Origin of the sequence: Photobacterium kasasachensis, from assembly GCF_050336885.1 — a bacterium.
GTDB lineage: Bacteria > Pseudomonadota > Gammaproteobacteria > Enterobacterales > Vibrionaceae > Photobacterium > Photobacterium kasasachensis.
Map to the genome: position 1 here is coordinate 833,597 of NZ_JAKJSH010000004.1, position 16,782 is coordinate 850,378.

17 protein-coding genes are annotated in these 16,782 nt (G+C 49.2%); 13 read left to right on the forward strand and 4 right to left on the reverse strand.

All coding sequences use genetic code 11. From position 1 onward, the window contains the following. The first annotated feature begins 243 nt into the window (after positions 1–243). The 9 genes from L4D19_RS03440 to L4D19_RS03480 all read left to right on the forward strand — a co-directional run bounded on the left by L4D19_RS03440 (position 244) and on the right by L4D19_RS03480 (position 6,444). Entirely contained in the window at positions 244–1,125 is an 882-nt protein-coding gene (locus L4D19_RS03440) for a LysR family transcriptional regulator (RefSeq protein ID WP_428451398.1), read from the forward strand. A gap of 84 nt (positions 1,126–1,209) precedes the next feature. Next, positions 1,210–1,677: a DM13 domain-containing protein gene (locus L4D19_RS03445; RefSeq protein ID WP_428451399.1), complete on the forward strand. Its 468-nt coding sequence runs from the start codon at positions 1,210–1,212 to the stop codon at positions 1,675–1,677. 114 nt (positions 1,678–1,791) lie between these two features. Then, a complete protein-coding gene (locus L4D19_RS03450; RefSeq protein WP_428451210.1) occupies positions 1,792–2,439 on the forward strand; it encodes an HAD family hydrolase in 648 nt (215 codons plus the stop codon). 249 nt (positions 2,440–2,688) lie between these two features. Further along, positions 2,689–3,243 (forward strand): NifB/NifX family molybdenum-iron cluster-binding protein, encoded by a 555-nt coding sequence (locus L4D19_RS03455; RefSeq protein WP_428451211.1) that lies wholly within the window; start codon positions 2,689–2,691, stop codon positions 3,241–3,243. 20 nt (positions 3,244–3,263) lie between these two features. Beyond that, the gene (locus L4D19_RS03460) at positions 3,264–3,680 is read left to right on the forward strand and encodes a PaaI family thioesterase (RefSeq protein ID WP_428451212.1); all 417 of its coding nucleotides are present in this window, start codon (positions 3,264–3,266) and stop codon (positions 3,678–3,680) included. A 175-nt stretch (positions 3,681–3,855) separates the two neighbouring features. Beyond that, positions 3,856–4,398 (forward strand): GNAT family N-acetyltransferase, encoded by a 543-nt coding sequence (locus L4D19_RS03465; protein ID WP_428451213.1) that lies wholly within the window; start codon positions 3,856–3,858, stop codon positions 4,396–4,398. Positions 4,399–4,468: 70 nt separating this feature from the next. Continuing rightward, positions 4,469–4,828, forward strand: a complete 360-nt coding sequence (locus tag L4D19_RS03470; RefSeq protein WP_428451214.1) for a DUF952 domain-containing protein — start codon at positions 4,469–4,471, stop codon at positions 4,826–4,828. Positions 4,829–5,047: 219 nt separating this feature from the next. After that, positions 5,048–5,908 carry a DMT family transporter gene (locus L4D19_RS03475; RefSeq protein WP_428451400.1) on the forward strand — a complete coding sequence of 287 codons (861 nt, stop codon included), beginning with the start codon at positions 5,048–5,050 and terminating at the stop codon, positions 5,906–5,908. Positions 5,909–5,925: 17 nt separating this feature from the next. Continuing rightward, on the forward strand, positions 5,926–6,444 hold the full coding sequence (locus L4D19_RS03480; RefSeq protein WP_428451215.1) for a MerR family transcriptional regulator: 519 nt from the start codon (positions 5,926–5,928) through the stop codon (positions 6,442–6,444). A gap of 66 nt (positions 6,445–6,510) precedes the next feature. Here the strand turns inward: L4D19_RS03480 and L4D19_RS03485 are convergent, their stop codons facing one another. Then, complete coding sequence (locus tag L4D19_RS03485; RefSeq protein ID WP_428451216.1) at positions 6,511–8,127, reverse strand: endonuclease; 1,617 nt, start codon at positions 8,125–8,127, stop codon at positions 6,511–6,513. A 353-nt stretch (positions 8,128–8,480) separates the two neighbouring features. Here L4D19_RS03485 and L4D19_RS03490 point away from each other — a divergent pair, with 353 nt between their 5' ends. Then, the gene (locus tag L4D19_RS03490) at positions 8,481–8,768 is read left to right on the forward strand and encodes a Bor family protein (protein WP_075764499.1); all 288 of its coding nucleotides are present in this window, start codon (positions 8,481–8,483) and stop codon (positions 8,766–8,768) included. A gap of 111 nt (positions 8,769–8,879) precedes the next feature. On the opposite strand, the gene aptA is transcribed toward L4D19_RS03490, so the two are convergent. Both aptA and L4D19_RS03500 read right to left on the reverse strand, forming a co-directional pair. After that, complete coding sequence (gene aptA / locus L4D19_RS03495) at positions 8,880–10,196, reverse strand: omega-aminotransferase AptA (protein ID WP_428451217.1); 1,317 nt, start codon at positions 10,194–10,196, stop codon at positions 8,880–8,882. A 93-nt stretch (positions 10,197–10,289) separates the two neighbouring features. Beyond that, complete coding sequence (locus L4D19_RS03500; protein ID WP_428451218.1) at positions 10,290–11,180, reverse strand: LysR family transcriptional regulator; 891 nt, start codon at positions 11,178–11,180, stop codon at positions 10,290–10,292. 206 nt (positions 11,181–11,386) lie between these two features. Between L4D19_RS03500 and glaH the strand changes: the two genes are divergently transcribed. Together glaH and lhgO are read left to right on the forward strand one after the other, a co-directional pair. Beyond that, positions 11,387–12,346 (forward strand): glutarate dioxygenase GlaH, encoded by a 960-nt coding sequence (gene glaH, locus L4D19_RS03505; RefSeq protein ID WP_428451219.1) that lies wholly within the window; start codon positions 11,387–11,389, stop codon positions 12,344–12,346. A gap of 164 nt (positions 12,347–12,510) precedes the next feature. After that, positions 12,511–13,761: an L-2-hydroxyglutarate oxidase gene (lhgO, locus tag L4D19_RS03510; protein WP_428451220.1), complete on the forward strand. Its 1,251-nt coding sequence runs from the start codon at positions 12,511–12,513 to the stop codon at positions 13,759–13,761. Positions 13,762–13,866: 105 nt separating this feature from the next. On the opposite strand, the gene L4D19_RS03515 is transcribed toward lhgO, so the two are convergent. After that, on the reverse strand, positions 13,867–14,793 hold the full coding sequence (locus L4D19_RS03515) for a LysR family transcriptional regulator (RefSeq protein WP_075764488.1): 927 nt from the start codon (positions 14,791–14,793) through the stop codon (positions 13,867–13,869). A gap of 146 nt (positions 14,794–14,939) precedes the next feature. On the opposite strand from L4D19_RS03515, the gene L4D19_RS03520 reads away from it, so the two are divergent. Further along, positions 14,940–16,403 (forward strand): NAD-dependent succinate-semialdehyde dehydrogenase, encoded by a 1,464-nt coding sequence (locus tag L4D19_RS03520; protein ID WP_428451221.1) that lies wholly within the window; start codon positions 14,940–14,942, stop codon positions 16,401–16,403. Positions 16,404–16,782: the final 379 nt, after the last annotated feature.

Sequence of the window (16,782 nt, forward strand, 5' to 3'; positions counted from 1 at the left end):
ATGGCGCACAGAATCAGTCGTGCTATCGCAGTCTCTGATATTAATCTCGCTATCTCTTACGGCTGTTATCACTCTATGTGACAGGATTTATTTCATTTCTGAGTTTGATTTAACAGCTTTTTGATGATTATCGAGGGTGTTTGTTAGTGATCATCATAATGACGATGGGCAATGCGAAAAGTTAGCAGCTATCACGAACTGTGATAGTCTTGCTTGACGGTGATAAAAACGAGTTAATCTGTGATGTATAGCTTTGAACAGCTGAAGATTTTTGTATCGGTCTGTGAGTATGGCTCTTTTTCTGCTGCCGCCCGCAAGCTGAAACGTGCGCAATCAGGTGTGAGCCAATCGGTGTCGAATCTGGAAATCGCCCTCAACCAGCAACTGTTTGACCGAAGCGGAAATACGCCGGTGCTGACTCCCGAGGGAAAGGCATTGTTGCCTATCGCCAGGTCGATTCTTCTGCAGCAGCTGCATTTTGATCAGAAGGTGGCCGCGCTTGAGGCACGCTATGAGCATGAAGTGGTACTGGCTGTCGAGGAGAGTTTGATCGGCCCCGACCTGCTTGGCAAATTGGGTGAACTGGCAGAGCGTTTCCCTATGACCAATATCGATATCACGGCGGCCTCGACATGTGATATCAAGCAAATGGTCAGCGAGGGTAAGACCCATATTGGTGTGGTCTATGCCGACGGCAGCATGCAAGACGATATCGACTTTGTCACGCTTGGGTATAACCACTTCATCACCGTCTCGTCGCCTTGCCACCCCTTGGCTGAGCTGCCGAGTGTCAAAGATACTGATCTGCGCAATTATCGACAGTTGGTGCAGCGTTCGGCAAGCGGTAAGGAGCCGTGGTTTAGCTATGCCATTAGTACCCAGGTTTGGTATGCCAGTTCTCATCAGATGTTACTAGCGCTTGCTGAGCAGAGCGTTGGCTGGACGATTGTGCCGGAGCAGTTGGCTGCCACTTCGATTGAAGCGGGAACATTGAAAGCACTGAACATTGAGTACGAGCCCAATGGCTGGATGAATACTATTGATTTGGTGACGACCCGTCGTCAGCAGAGCGGGCCGGTCCGCGAAGCGATTATTGAGGTATTGCGCGCTGCATTCGGCCACTGATCCAGACGTTAGCAATTATTGGTTAATAGCTGTGATTTGCTATAGTCATTAGACAGTTACCATGCAGGGAAAGCGAATATTATGATGAAAGCAATAGGGTTGTTGCTAAGCCATTTGGCTATGCTGGCGGTTGGCTTTGCAGCCGGAATTTACGCCTTACCCATTCTGATAGCCCCCGATAGTCCTTCTTCGGGCGAGGTACAGCAGGCGGTGCAAAGTGCCCAGTTTAGCGGCGAGTTCCGCCGTGATTTAGCTGACAGCGATTTTTTACACTGGGGTGAAGGCCGAGTTTCTATTGGCTCGGATGTGATTTCGTTTCAGGGTGAATTGGCACCGGGGCCGGATTATAAGCTGTATTTGTCGCCGCAGTTTGTTGAAACGGAAGCCGATTTCAATCGGTTGAAATCCAGTATGGTCAAGGTGGGTGAAGTGAAAACTTTCTCGAGCTTTATGGTACCGCTGGACACGTCTATCGATCCTGCCCAGTATACGACGGTGATTGTGTGGTGCGAGACGTTTGGTGAGTTTATTACCGCCGCCCAATATCAATAAGTCTAAGTATTAACCTCTCGTTTAGACTGTAACCGTTATAAATAAATCGGTAGTCTGTGTTGTTAGTATGCAATGTTTTGCATTTTAGTTTAGTGAGTAATGCATGGAGAGAACATGGAAATACAAGCTGTACTGTTCGATATGGATGGGCTGATCTTTGACACCGAGGGGCTTTATAAAGTGAGCTGGCAACTTGCTGCCAGTGAGCAGGGGCTGGTGTTGGACGACGACTTTTACAGAACATTTATTGGTGTCCAAGATGCCGAGTGTGAGCGCCGTGTGGTAGCCAAGTTTGGTGACAAGCTTGATCTTGAACGCTTCAAACGTGTTCGCAACAGTGATTTTCATGCCCGAAGAGCGCAAGGCGTCGCCTATAAGCCCGGTTTTGACGTGTTGTTCGGGGATCTGAAAAAGAAAGGGCTTAAATGTGCGCTAGTAACATCATCGGCATTGGCAGAGGTTAAACACCATTTTAATGGCTCTGACTATCTGGCGCAGTTTGATGCGGTGATCACCTCGGAAGATGTCGTCAATGGCAAGCCCCATCCTGACTGCTACCGAATGGCATCAGAGCAACTGGACATAGCGCCAGCGGCCTGCCTGGTATTGGAAGACTCCAATAATGGTATGCGGGCCGGGTTGGATGCCGGTTGCAAGGCCGTGATGATCCCGGATTTGTTGCAGCCCAGCGAAGATGTCGCAGAGAGAGCTCATGCGGTGCTGGGCAACCTTGGTGATGTCACTCGTTTACTGATGTCCTAGCTTTCAGGCCAAATACAATTCATATGAAGTCCAGTCAATTGGTGTATTGGCTGGTACTTTCTTCTCGGTGTTAGCTACAACCTCTTTCTACAAAGTCGATCATTCAATAATTGATTTGCCTCAATTGTTACACAAAAGTTTCTGGCATATGCTAAAAACTAGGCGTATAAATGGCATATGCCAAAAACAAACGTTTAGATGGCAAGGATTTCATAAAGCAAAGTGACAATAAAAAAGGAGTCATAAATTATGATCACGGCAATTCCGATGAATGATGATCACATCGCCAGCCATTTTTCTAAGGCTGAGCATTTTCTGTTTGTTAATGATCAAGGAGTAGAAGTCAGCCGACATGAAAACCCAGTTCTAGCTGCCCATTGTGCAGGTAAAAAAGCGTTGCTGAAGCTGTTGCTCCAGCATCATGCTGAGCGCGTCGTAGTGCGTAATATTGGTCAAAAAATGCTTGGTAAGCTGCTTTCACACCGACTGTCGGTCGTTCAAACCGATTCCGGTCGCCGAAGTGCACAAGAGCTTGTCAGCTCAGAAACGGCGGGGCTATTTTCTCTGACTGAAGCTGATCAGGGGCGCCCTTCCCCTAACCACAATGGTTGCCGTCATGCGGAACGTCGGTGCCACAGCCAAGGTCACAGCTACAGCCAAGATCATAACCATGGACAAGGGCGTGGCCACGGTAAAGGCTGTGGCAAAAGGCATGGACAAGGCCAGCAAGGACGTGGTGGACAGGGGCGAGGTGATCATGGCGGACCCAAAAGCCATCACTGTTGTCACAACCATAGCTGTTAATAGACGATAGTGGCGTTCCTATGACTTCATACCAGCTTACGAAGCAAGCTCATAATCACTGTATGGTTTGCGGATCCGTTGAAAATAACCCTGATACATTGCAATTGGTGTTCAGCCAAGATAGCGAAGGAAAAGTAACGGCTCCGTTTCAGGTAACAGCTCGTCATCAGGGTTATGACGGGCTGTTACACGGAGGAATGACCAGCACCTTGCTGGATGCGGCGATGACACACTGCTTATTTGTACATGGTATTCAGGCGCTGACTGCCGAGCTGACGGTCCGGTTTATTTCCCCGGTCTGCACCGGACAACAAATTAGGGTAACGGCTGATCTTGTCGGGTCTAGAAGAGGCATTTACCAACTGGAGGCGCAAATTACCCAAGAGCAGCAAGTATTGGCAAGGGCGTCAGCCAAATTTATAGAGCCTAAAAAGTAAGGCCAGATGAGCACATATGCAGCTTAGGGGAGAGTTTTGTCTATTCGCAGCTATTTTCTTCTAAGTTGTGCTTGGTTGCATATGTCAGTGTCAGCCTATTACAATGCATGAATGATTAAAGTGCAGACTCGCCGTCATACCCGATGGCTCTTACCGGCAGAATGGCCTAATTATTATGGATAAATCTAAGTATCTCATGGAACTGGAAATATCAGAGTCTATTTCCCTTCAGGCTCTTACGCAGTTTCATGCCAAAGAGCTGCTGGAAACAGTGGATACCAGCCGGGACGATCTCTCTGTCTATATGCCATGGACCGATACACTGACCGATATGGCCGGAGCCCGGGGCTACATTAATGCGCGTAAAAATGGGCAGTTATACGGCTCGCAGTGGTTTGCGATTTATTATGATGGCGCGTTTAGCGGCGTATTCGGGATTAAGTATATTGACCCTGTTACCAAGGTCTCAGAGTTAGGGTATTGGCTTTCTACTGCAGTACGTGGCCACCGTATTATTAACCAAGTTCTTAACGTGATTCTGCCGTATTTGTCATCATCCACAACGGTGGATACTGTCGAGTTTCACTGTGTTGAAAGTAATGAGGCAAGTATCAGGGTCGTCGAGCGGGCCGGCGCCAAGCTGGTCAGGTACGTTGATAACACTATGGATATACCGAATAAAGATCAGAGGCTGGGAATCTATGCGCTTGAGCTATAAGCGCCTTTGCTGGATAAATCGAAGAAGATAAGTAAGATGGTTTGGGTATAAGAACAAAAGACGAGTATTTGTGAAAAACCTCTACCATTTGATTGATTGTAATAGCTTGAATCAATTGAGAAGCAACCCATCCTATGAACCAGAATCACTCCAGCAAGAAGGCTTTGTACATCTTGCTTATGATCATCAGTTACCGTTCATTATTAATCACTTTTTCAAAGGTGCATCAGGGATCTATTTGCTGGAGATAGATGCCGTGTTATTGAATGCCGAGGTAGTGGATGAAGCCCCCGCGGGTATAGAGGATGACGGGGATTTATACCCTCATTTATACGGCGCTCTAAATGCTGGCGCTGTTCAGCGACTATATGCGTTATCCATTGACGGTGAAGGTGGCTTTACCAAAACAGAAGTGCCGTTTTACTTGTAACTCAACATGCTGTTATGCCCCCATGGCAATATCCCGGGGGGCTTTGAGTAAAATGATTAACGAGTCACTTATCTATTCCTCTCTCTGGTGATGATTGACCTGTCTACAGGTGTAGGCTTTACCCTCTCTGCTTGTTGAACCAAGAGAGGTTAAAAAATGGTGTCGATAATTGCTAAGCGTGTTCCTATTGTTCAGCCTGTCATCGCTTCCTTACTCAAAATGCCACCAACCCTAAAGGGGATATCACTCGCATTGCTTTCGACAGCCTTGTTTACGGTGGTCGGCGTGCTGGTCAGGGTATTGAGTGACTCAATTGATTTGTTTCAGATATTGCTGTTCCGGCAGTTGGTGTTTTTGAGCTTGCTGATGCCTGCGATAGTCGGCAACCTTGAAGTGCTACTGAAACCAAAGCGCCTTAAATTACATACATTTCGTATCCTGGGCGCGTTCGTTGCACTGTATCTCGGGTTTGTGACGGTCAGTAATATTCCGCTTGCCGACGCTACTGCGCTTGGTTTTACTCAGGTGCTGTTCGTGGCCTGTATCTCGCGGCTTTTTCTGGCTGAGGCTATTTCGGCAAAGCGCCTGTTTACGATTATTGTGGGTTTTATCGGTGTGATGTTGGTGGTTCAACCGAGCTTTGAGCAAACGTCGATGTTATATACCTTGTTAGGCTTGGTTGCTGCGCTGGGAGCGGCTGTGGCCGTCATCTGCGTGAGGAAAGTGGCCCAAGTCGAGCCGCGCATTACGCTGTTGGCTTATCAGGCTATCTTTGTTGGGTTAATGGCTCTGATACCTAGCATTCTGGTATGGCAGTGGCCAAGTGCTTATGAGTTGGCACTGCTGATTGGTGTTGGTGTTCTCTCATCCATCGCACAATGGATTGGCGTTACCGCCTACAAGTATGGAGAGGCGAATGTTATTGCCAATGTGGAATATGCCAAGATCATTTACTCCTTATTCTTTGGGTATTGGCTGTTTGCTGAAAAGCCCGATTTATTAGCGATGGTAGGGGTCATCTTGATAGTAATGAGCGCCGTGTTACCGATGCTATTTAAGAAAAAATCTAAAGCTGAGTAGGTATAAAGAGGGGAGCTATGCTGACAGTGACGCAATTGGCGAAAGCCTGCAATATTTCACGTACAACGGTCTTATATTACGAACGAGTCGGGTTATTGAAACCGACAAGTCGTTCGGAGAACGGCTATCGCTGGTACGGAAAGGAAGAGGTGCAACGGCTGCAGACGATCCTTTCCTATCGCTCTTTCGGTCTGCCGGTGAAAGAAATTGCTCCGCTGATAGAGCCGCATGACGATATCAAGTCGGAACAGACCTTACGCAACCAATTTAACGCGCTGGAGCAGGAAATTCAGACCCTGCGTCAGCAGCAAAAAGCCATCGTGATGCTGCTGGAGCAACCGGTACTGCTTGAACAGAATATGATGACGAAGGATCGTTGGGTCGAGATCATGCGGATGGCTGGCTTGAGTGAGCAGGACATGACGAACTGGCACATACAGTTCGAGAAAATGGCTCCGGAGGCACATCAGGAGTTTTTGGAATCTCTCAATATCGACAGTGAGGAAATTGAGAGAATCCGCCAGAAATCAAGATAGCTGTTAGTTCATGGTTCGCTGCCAATGTAAGAACAGCTATCTTCTCTTCAAGGCTGAAGTGTTTTACTAGTTCCCCCAGATAGCGCTAACATATTCAGGGTGATCAACAAATGGGTTTCTGTTGCCCTGGAATTCGAATACAGCCTGGTTACGGTCGATTTCTTTTTGGCTTACCGGATCATTGCTGTGCCAACGTTTCAGCATGTTGAGCATCCATGGTTCAAACACAGTGGTGTTTGTGCCATTAAGTACTGCATCTGAGCTGGTTGAGTTGCCTTCCCAAGCAGCTACCGCGTTTTCATAACGTGTTGCCATGTAGAAGTAAGCGCGGGCAAAATCCCCTTTGAACTCATCCAATGGCTCAAAAACGGTACCTGAATAGCCGAGACCGGATGCTGCCGAGCCTAACTTGGAGCCATTGCTAGAGGTATACGAAGTCGTACCCACTTCACCAAATGGCCAATTGCTGCGTTTGGCGTTAACGTAGCCATCGGTGGCAAAGATATGATGGCCGTCCGAGTTCATCGGTTCGATTTTGCCGCCAAACCAGCTTTTCGGGAAAGAGTGCTCTCGGTTGTAGCAATCGCCTTCTTTGCTGTACTGGCCACACTGGTTGGTCACTTTTGTAAAGCTTGTGCTATCGCCCGACGATGGCTTTTCAGAATACATATCCAGGATAGAGCCATCTTTTTCGTAGTAGTTGTCCAGGTCGGCAACTTTTACCAGATCCCAAATAGCGCTGTATCCCAGGCTGTTGTGGTTGGTAATGATGTTGTAAAGAGCAGTTTTTAGTGCGAAACCGGTTTTTCCCTCTGCCGACTTATAGTATTCGCCAACTACTGGCGGTGTAGTGCCGGAATCGCCGATAGTAAAGTTGACAGTTTGGCTTGACTGAAACTCACCGCCCGAAGCCAAGACTTTACCATCCGCTTCAAGGGTAAATGAGCCATTGCCGACATTGCAGCAGATGCCGTCACCGTATGAGTCGCTGATGATAAAGGTGTAATCCCCGTCAGCCAGGCACATGTCCTTGGTATTGGTGGTTGAGTTGTCATAGCCCGAGCCTGAATATAGGGCACTTCCACTGCTATTGTTCAGCACCCAGCTTGTTTCAGAGGCGTACTGGTCCGTGACCAGAGTTAGCGTGGTTGTGGTATCGGTGCAACTGCCCGTGGGTGGTGTAGAACCTGTGTCGGAAGGCTGGAAGTTATCGACATAGACCACTTCAGAGCCGTCAAAACCGGATACATCATAGAAACGCAAGCCTACCTGAATGTCTTTGTTGGCGGTGGCGGTGTAAGAATAGCGGACTTCTTGCCACTGGTTGATTTGCAGGTTATCTGAGTAATTCTGATAGCCATCTACATACAGGCGCGCTTTTACTTTTCCTTCTGTGTGGTAAAGCGATACGGCAAAATCATAGCTTTTGCCTTGCTCGACACTGACGGTCTGCAAAAAATCCGTACTGCTTTGCGAGCCTGTATTAACGGTTATTTCAGCGGCTAGCCCGCCGGTTTTAACCTGTGTCGAAGAGGGGGAAACAGCGATACCGGAGTCGATCACACTCCAATTATCAGGTGTATTGCCATTCCATTTTTCGAAGTCGCCGTTTTCAACTTGTGCCAGCGCACTGTGTGATGAAAGCAGGGCCACTGCACTTAGGGTAATTATTCTATTTATCATATAACCTTCTGTTTATTGACTTGAAAGTCAACAAAGGATAAAGGTTAATCAGCTGTTAAAATCGTGCAGGAATCACAGTTATTTATCATATGAAGATAAGTTTCATGAATATATTGGCCACCTGTCACATTATCTTCGACTATTCAGCCGCACTGATACAATGTCATACAGACGGATACAAACGAGATATCAAATACCTTACTCGTTGATATTAATAATAAAAAACATTGTTTGCTATGTGGTTTCTACTCATTTTGTCGCTGTTTGGTTGGTATTGGTAGGGTGGCGATATCGTTTTCACTTTTTTCATATGCTCTAATGCCTTTTTTGTTATTGAAATCAGTTTGGTGAATATGAAAAAGGTAATTTTAGCGGCGTGCCTGGCTATGTTTATGAGTGGATGTGCCCAACAGTCATTTGTGATGTCTGACAGCAACAGTGAGATGAAAGAAGAAAACTCTCAGCACTTCTTTATTAATGGACTGGCTCAGGAGAAGGAAATCAATGCTGCTGACGTTTGTGGCGGTATTGAAAATGTATCACGAGTCGAGGTTCAGGAAACGTTCCTAAACGGTGTGTTGAGGACGGTTACATTTGGTATTTATACACCTCGAGATGCGAGGGTGTATTGTAAGGCATAAAGACATACTGCCTGCATATACAATAAAGCCTGATACCCCATCACATGGTTATCAGGCTTTTTTGTTAGCCGGAGGATAATTGTCAGACTGTTATCGGCCAGCCCGAGCGTATTAGGCCGGAATGTCCTTGGCGATGCTGGACAGGGTATCGACTATCACGTCAATGTGCTGTTTTTCGATGATCAGCGGTGGTGACAGGGCGATAGTATTGCCCATGCTGCGTACCATCACTCCATTGTCGTAACAGCGCTTGAGAATATCGAAGCCAATCGGCTTGCCATCTTGTGGCTCGGCAAACTGGACTGCACCGATGAGGCCGTAGTTACGGATATCGACAATAGATGGTATGCCTTTTAGTGAGTGCAGTCCCTGCTGGAAATACTGGCCGATTTCGCCGCTGGCGCGCTCTAACAGTCCTTCGCGCTGGTAGATGTCGAGGGTTGCCAAACCTGCGGCACAGGCAACCGGGTGCCCGGAGTAGGTATAGCCATGGAAAAACTCTACCGCCCCTTCCGGTGCGCTGTTGACGACGGTCTGGTAGATCTCGTCTTTGGCGAACACTGCCCCGAGTGGCACGACACCACTGGTGATCCCCTTGGCCGAGGTAATGAGATCCGGCACCACATCGAAGGCCTCCGAGGCAAATGATGCCCCCAGACGTCCCCAGCCAGTGATGACTTCGTCGAAGATCAGCACCACATCATGTTTGCTACAGATCTCGCGCAGGCGGCGCAGGTAGCCTTTTGGCGGAAGGATCACACCGCCGGCACCAGAAATTGGCTCGACAATAACGGCTGCCACGCTGTCGGCACCGTGGAACTGAATTAGTTGCTCCAACTGCTCGGCTTTGTCTACCCCGTGCTCGGGTAGCCCCTGGCTGAAGGCGTTGTTGGCGATATCCAAGGTATGGGACAAGTGATCGGTCGGCAGCAGAGGGCCGAAACCTTTGCGGTTAGGTGTCAGGCCACCGACGGAGATACCGCCGAAGTTGACACCGTGGTAGCCCAGCTCGCGACCGATTAGCTTGAATTTACCGGTATTGCCTTTGGCCTGTTGGTAGGCGAGAGCAATTTTCAGTGCACTTTCAACGGCCTCAGAGCCGGAGTTGGTGAAAAAGACCTTATTTAGCCCCGGCGGGGTGAAAGAGACCAGACGCTCAGCAAATTCAAAGCCAATGTCGTGGCCGAAGTTAAACGGTGAGCTGTAATCCAGCTCGGCCACTTGCTTGGCCATCGCCTCGCCGATTTCTTTGCGACCGTGCCCCGCGTTGACACACCATAGCCCTGCGGTGGCATCAAGCAGTTGGGTTCCGTTATCGGAGTAACAATACATGCCCTCGGCACGGTTGATGATCCTTGGATCGGCTTTGAAATTGCGGTTTGCCGTGAACGGCATCCAGAATGCATCGTAGCTGACTTTCTTTTCCATATGCTGGCTCTGTTGTTATTGGTGTTGAGCAGAGGTTATCGATATATTGCAAGTTGGAAAATCATCACGAATTAAAATAAAGGTTTACCGCTATCAAACATTTCCTGCCGGGGCATTGAGTTCGGTTTGCAGGAAACTGACAAAAGCCCGCGCCGCGCTCGATAGGTAGTGGCTTGATTTCCAGCCGATGCCGAGATGCAAGGGGATCGGTGGCTCGAAAGGTACTGTCACCAAGTCGGTTTCGTTGCCGAGGATGATCGGCAGGCAGGTACAGATACCGATCTCCTTGCGGACCAGCGATTTGAGCAGCTCAATAAGATTGGTCTCGAAGCGGATATCGGGTGTGATTTTTTGTTGCTGGCAATAACGGCTGACAGCCTCGCGCAGGAAATAACCGTCGCGAAAGAGGACCAAAGGTTGCTGGCAGAACTGTTCGAGAGTGATGCTACCTTTTTCGGCGAAGGAGTGGGTACTGGGAACGCAGGCGACAATTTGTTCTTTGGCCAGGGTGACATGGCGGATCTGATCATGACTGCGATCGGAGCGAATAAGCGCGAGATCGAGTTGGCCGTCAAGGAGCATCTTTTCCAGCGTTGCGGTTCCGGCTTCCTGAATGTTGATTTGAATCCCCGGGTAGGTTTGCTTGAACAGCGCCAGTGTATCGGGTAGATAGTACGAGCCGAGCATGGCGGATACACCGAAATTAATCACTCCGCTGTCGAGCCCTTTTAATTCCTGCAGCTCCTTTTTGGCCTGATCGACATCCTCGAGGATCTTTCTGGCATGACGCAGGAGCACCTGTCCGTCGGCCGTCAGGCTCATCTGTCGCTCGGTGCGATTGATTAACTTCAACTCTAGTTGCTGTTCCAGCTTCTGGATACTGATACTCAGCGCCGACTGGGCGATACCCAGTTGATCGGCTGCCTTGGTAAAGTTGCCTGTTTGCGCCAGAACAGTGAAATAGTGCAGTCGTTTGATATCCATATTTACTCCTAAGCCGACGAGTCCATTAACCGTCATTAATCTATTTTATATATGGAAACTATATTTTCCATATATTGTTAATATCATCCTGTGCTCGTTATAGTTTTGTTAAAACAGCCGGTCAGGGAAATTGGTCGGCTATCCAATAACAATCAGTTAACTTCATCGGGCCGGAGAGCCTGTTAAGAAACAAAAGGAAGCTATCCATGAAAATTGCACCTGCATTGAACGAGAGCATCAGCCAGTACCACGGTTTTACGGTCAGCCCTTATCCTGCCAACCCGCGCTTGCAAGTGGTTACTTTGGAGAAAAATACCCTGGATCGCTTTATTGATTTGAGCGCCAACTGGGGATTGCAGGCGCTGGAGTACAAGCCGTTTTTGCGCTATGCCGTGGCTGATGCGCTGGACAAAGCGTGTGATTATCAGCTGGGTAAGTTCCTGGTTGCAACGATGGAAAATCGTGATACCGGTGCTTTCTTGCTACAGGCTGATGAGCAGGCCCAGGCGGCGTATGAAGATACCGACGAGCAGCGAGACTTTTTCGTCAAGCTCTCGACGGCTGTTTCTCATCTGATCGGTATTCCGAATTTTGATGCGATGTACGGCAAGTACTATGCCCGTTTCACGGTGAAGAACGAAGACAGCAGTGACAGCTACCTGCGCCAGGCCCATCGCCGGATGGAGCTTCACAATGACGGCACCTATGTTAACGAGCGAACTGATTTCGTCCTGATGATGAAGATGGACGAGAAAAACATGGAGATGGGGGATTCCTTGTTGCTTCACGTGGATGAGTGGCAGGATCTTGAGCGCTTTTACCATCACCCGATGGCGAAGCAGAACATCGTCTGGGGTGCGCCGCCAAGCAAGAATGTCGGTTACACCATAGAGCACCCGGTTTTCTTCGAAGAAGACAGTAACGGCAAACCGCATATGCTGTTTATCGACCAGTTTGCCCAGCCACAGAACATGCAGCAGGGGCTCTATCTGCACCAGATGAGCGAGTCGCTGGAAAACGACACCAACTGTTTCAATGTCAGGGTCAAAGTCGGCGCTATGCTGGTGGTTCAGAACCATTGCTGGCTGCACGGCCGCGATAAGTTTGTTGCTCATGCTGGCCTTCAGCGTGAACTGCTGCGCCAGCGTGGTCACTTTACTCGCTAAGTCATTTTCGATTTATGTCATCATCGATTTAAGTCGCAATCGGTTTAAGTCATTTCCGATTTAAGTCAAAGTCGATTGCCGGAATACCCGCAATGGCATAACAACAAAGGAAATACGCTCGCCGCAGATATTGCGGCGAGCTGGTATCAATGGAGTGGTAACGAGTGAGTAAGGTCTACGATTACATCATTATCGGTGGGGGGATTGTCGGGGTCTCGACAGCCTGGCAATTGCAGCAGCGCCATCCGGACAAATCTATTTTGCTGATAGAAAAGGAGTCAGGCCTGTCCCACCACCAGACGGGGCATAACAGCGGCGTGATTCACGCCGGTGTGTATTATCCGCCGGGCAGCCTGAAGGCCGAATTTTGCAAAGCCGGAGTGGAGGCGACAACCCGCTTTTGTGCTAGGCATGACATCCCGGTCGAGAACTGCGGCAAGCTGTTGGTCGCGACAAGCGAGCTTGAAATGAAACGAATGCAGGCGCTTTATCAACGCTGCCGGGATAACGGACTTGAGGTTGTGCTGCTTGATCAGGATGAGTTAAAGCGCAAAGAGCCCAATATAGAAGGCTTGGGGGCTATCTTTGTCGAGGCGACCAGCATAGTGAACTACCGTCTGGTGACCGAAAAAATGGCGGATGAGTTTCGCATGTTAGGCGGCGAAGTTGCGCTGGGGACGGTAGTGGAAGATTTGAGCGAGGGCGAAGATGAGATTAGGGTTAGTTGCCTGCAAGAGGGCGACAGTGTTGCCTTTGTCTGTCGGTTTCTGATCTCGTGCTCAGGCTTGATGGCGGATCGGGTTACTAGGATGCTAGGTATAAAGACTGATTTTCAGATTATTCCCTACCGGGGCGAATACTATCGACTGCCGAAGAAATATAACCAGATAGTGAATCACCTGATTTATCCGATCCCTGATCCGGATTTGCCGTTTCTGGGTGTTCACCTGACCCGCATGATTGACGGTTCGGTGACGGTTGGTCCCAATGCGGTGCAGGGCTGGAAGCGAGAAGGTTACGGCAGGATAAACATCAGCCTGAAGGATATTGGCGACATGCTCGGTTTTAGCGGCTTCTGGAAGGCGACCGGAAAGCACCTGAAAACAGGTTTGATAGAGACCAAAAACTCATGGTGGAAACCGGGGTATCTCAAACTGGTGAATAAATACTGCCCGGTGATTACCGTCGATGACTTGCAGCCTTATCCGGCGGGTATCCGTGCCCAGGCTGTGCTGAAAGACGGCACTTTAGTGCATGACTTTCTCTTTGCCGAGAGTCCTCGTAGCCTACATGTCTGTAATGCCCCCTCTCCCGCGGCAACCTCTGCTATTCCGATCGGAAACTACATCTGTAATAAGGTCGCCGACAAGCAGCAAGACGACTTGGCGGAAGAGCCTGCCGAAGCTTCTGCCTGATTATCTGTTTCACTCGACGGATAGTGAGCTGTTGCGATGATAATGCGATAAAGCGTACTTTGCCCGTCCCTGGGATCAGGAGACGGGCGAAGTCCGTGAGGCTAATTAGTGTTCGTGATAGAAATCAAGCAGCGTTTTGATAAACAGCGAGCGTACTTTATTAACCGTGCTGGTTTTTTTGGTGATCGCCATGATCTCCAGCGTATAGAAGCGCCGGTCAGGGGCGATGGCTTTCAGTTCGCCGCTCTCAACATAGGGCTGTGCGTAGTTCTCCGGCAAAAAGCCGATAAACTTCGACGACAACAGCAAGGCCAGCCGTGATTCATAGTTATAGGCGGTGGCTTTGAGATTCATGTTGGCCAGATGGCCGTTAATATTCTCCTGGGTCTTCATTCCCGCATATACCACCGGAAAACCATCGATGATTTCGTCGCTCAGCTCGTCCTCATGGAGATCATACAGCGGGTTGTCCCTGCTGCAGTAGAGGAAACAGTGGTCGGAATAAATATGCTGGTACTCCAATCCATCAAGGCTGCGGTGGTAGGGTATAAAGCCGATATCAGCTTCTTCACTCATAACCATTCGCTCAATTTCAGTCATCCTGGCCACTTCGGAAGTCAGGTAGACCTCGTGCGCTAGCTTAGAGAAGCGGCGAAAAACGTCCGGGATCCGGGCGCGGTTGTCGAGGCTGATGGTATCGCTGAACAGTACGGTCAGGCTACCGGATAACTGGGTATCGAGAGAGTTGATGGTATTGCGGAAATCGTCCAGTTCGCCAAGTAGCTTGATGGTTGCGTCATAGACAACCGAGCCTTCTTCGGTAAGGGCGAAGCCAGCTCGTCCACGACGACACAAGGTAAGGTTGAGGCGCGACTCAAGGTTAGAGATATGAATACTGATGGTCGAGCGACTAATGTTTAGCTCTGTTTCGGCGGCGGAAAACCCTCCGCAGTCGGCAACTGTCTTGAAAATTTTCAGCTGTTTTATTTCGTAATCCCCGATCTGTCCTACCGGGATTGAGGCTCGTGTCATTGTTTTATGCCCATAAAACTTCAGGTTTATCAGTGAAAATTTATTCACTGCTTATTATTGTTAAAATTCTGTGTACGCATTATGTATGGATTTGAAACATCATTCTTTGAACCCTGTAATAGTTCTCAGCAGCGGATGGTTAAGTTATGGAAGATTTACCTTTGGTCCTGTCTCATGCCTATATAAACGGACAGTGGATTGCAGCAGATAACGGTGCCACATTGTCGGTGGTCAATCCGGCAAATGGTGCATTAATTACTGAAGTGCCGGATATGGGTGCCCGTGAGGCGCAAGCGGCTGTAGTCGCTGCAGATAAAGCACTTCAGGGCTGGCGAAAAACGACGGCCAAACATCGTGCCAATCTGCTCAAGGCCTGGTTCGAACTGATTGTGGAACATGCCGATGCGCTGGCCAAATTGCTAACAACAGAGCAGGGCAAGCCCTACAAGGAAGCCTATGGCGAGGTGATTTACGGGGCATCGTTTATTGAGTGGTTTGCCGAAGAGGCCAAGCGCACTTACGGCGATCATATTCCCGCGGCCATGCCGGGCAACCGCTACCTCACCATCAAACAGCCAGTCGGGGTGGTTACTGCCATTACACCCTGGAACTTCCCGGTGGCGATGATCACCCGCAAGGTCGGCCCGGCGCTGGCCGCCGGTTGTACCGTGGTGGTTAAACCGGGCGAGGATACCCCGTTGTGCGCCCTGGCGATGGCAAAGCTGGCTGAGCAGGCAGGGATCCCCGCCGGTGTCATTAATGTGGTGACAACTGCCCGGCCTGCCGAGGTCGGTGAAGTGTTGTGTACCCACCCGTTGGTCAGAAAGGTCTCGTTTACTGGTTCGACCCCGGTAGGCAAACATATTCTGCGTCAGGCTGCCGATACCGTTAAAAAAGTGTCGATGGAGCTGGGTGGTAATGCACCGTTTATCGTCTTCGATGATGCCGATTTGGACAAAGCGGTTCAGGGGGCGCTTATCTCCAAATATCGCAACGCCGGACAAACCTGCGTGTGTACTAATCGCTTGTATATTCATGATGCGGTGTACGATCAGTTTATGGCCCGCTATATAGGGGCTGTGGCGGATCTCAAATTGGGTGACGGCCTGGCGGACGGGACGGAGATTGGTCCGTTGATTAACGCAAGGGCTGTTGCCAAGGTCGATGCTCTGGTGGCCGAGGCGATCAGTCAGGGAGCCAATTTGGTCCTGGGTGGACAGATCGCTGATGTCGGTGAACAGTATTACCAGCCGACCATTCTGAGCGATGTGACCGAGCAAATGAATATTGCTCATCAGGAGCTGTTCGGCCCGGTAACGACTGTATTTCGTTTCAACGACGAACAGGATGTGATCCGCCGGGCCAATGACACCCCTTATGGGCTCGCAGCCTATTTCTACTCCCGCGACAATAGCCGGATCTGGCGGGTTAGTGAAGCCTTGGAGTACGGCATCATCGGTATTAATGAAGGGATAATCTCGACCGAAGTGGCTCCGTTTGGCGGTGTTAAGGAGTCAGGTTGCGGTCGCGAGGGATCCAAGTACGGTATCGAGGATTACCTGGAAATTAAGTATCTCTGCCTCGGTGTCGATCAGTCACCCCAATACTGATCCGATACCGGTATTTTTCGGCTCGGGTGGTCCCGAGCTATAACGAACTACCCTGAAATAAACCTTAGCTTGTGTTTGTGTCGTACCTGATTGAACGTATGTTCTAGTGGTGACGTTTTGGCAATACCTTTCGGTATTGCCTTTTTTTTGCCTGTTATTTAGGGCGATATCATTATTTATCTTTCTGTTTTTAAAGGCATAAGTGATTGGTTTGGCAAAGGTTTGATGGCGTTAAAACTTTACGTGAATACATAAGAATTTAATAAATGTGAATAAATTGTAATTATCGGTAACAACATGGCAACGGATGAAGTGAAGACGTCATGGCACTTGTCTCTGTTCGAACCGATGGATTTGAGCAGGTGAAGGATAAAAATAA

What these genes read in the sequence shown, in the direction of transcription:
- L4D19_RS03485 (WP_428451216.1), bottom strand. Translation starts at nt 8,127, where the DNA reads ATGATAAATAGAATAATTACCCTAAGTGCAGTGGCCCTGCTTTCATCA.
- L4D19_RS03445 (WP_428451399.1), top strand. Translation starts at nt 1,210, where the DNA reads ATGAAAGCAATAGGGTTGTTGCTAAGCCATTTGGCTATGCTGGCGGTT.
- L4D19_RS03515 (WP_075764488.1), bottom strand. Translation starts at nt 14,793, where the DNA reads ATGACACGAGCCTCAATCCCGGTAGGACAGATCGGGGATTACGAAATA.
- L4D19_RS03450 (WP_428451210.1), top strand. Translation starts at nt 1,792, where the DNA reads ATGGAAATACAAGCTGTACTGTTCGATATGGATGGGCTGATCTTTGAC.
- L4D19_RS03440 (WP_428451398.1), top strand. Translation starts at nt 244, where the DNA reads ATGTATAGCTTTGAACAGCTGAAGATTTTTGTATCGGTCTGTGAGTAT.
- L4D19_RS03460 (WP_428451212.1), top strand. Translation starts at nt 3,264, where the DNA reads ATGACTTCATACCAGCTTACGAAGCAAGCTCATAATCACTGTATGGTT.
- L4D19_RS03475 (WP_428451400.1), top strand. Translation starts at nt 5,048, where the DNA reads ATGCCACCAACCCTAAAGGGGATATCACTCGCATTGCTTTCGACAGCC.
- L4D19_RS03480 (WP_428451215.1), top strand. Translation starts at nt 5,926, where the DNA reads ATGCTGACAGTGACGCAATTGGCGAAAGCCTGCAATATTTCACGTACA.
- L4D19_RS03455 (WP_428451211.1), top strand. Translation starts at nt 2,689, where the DNA reads ATGATCACGGCAATTCCGATGAATGATGATCACATCGCCAGCCATTTT.
- aptA (WP_428451217.1), bottom strand. Translation starts at nt 10,196, where the DNA reads ATGGAAAAGAAAGTCAGCTACGATGCATTCTGGATGCCGTTCACGGCA.
- L4D19_RS03520 (WP_428451221.1), top strand. Translation starts at nt 14,940, where the DNA reads ATGGAAGATTTACCTTTGGTCCTGTCTCATGCCTATATAAACGGACAG.
- L4D19_RS03500 (WP_428451218.1), bottom strand. Translation starts at nt 11,180, where the DNA reads ATGGATATCAAACGACTGCACTATTTCACTGTTCTGGCGCAAACAGGC.
- L4D19_RS03465 (WP_428451213.1), top strand. Translation starts at nt 3,856, where the DNA reads ATGGATAAATCTAAGTATCTCATGGAACTGGAAATATCAGAGTCTATT.
- L4D19_RS03490 (WP_075764499.1), top strand. Translation starts at nt 8,481, where the DNA reads ATGAAAAAGGTAATTTTAGCGGCGTGCCTGGCTATGTTTATGAGTGGA.
- glaH (WP_428451219.1), top strand. Translation starts at nt 11,387, where the DNA reads ATGAAAATTGCACCTGCATTGAACGAGAGCATCAGCCAGTACCACGGT.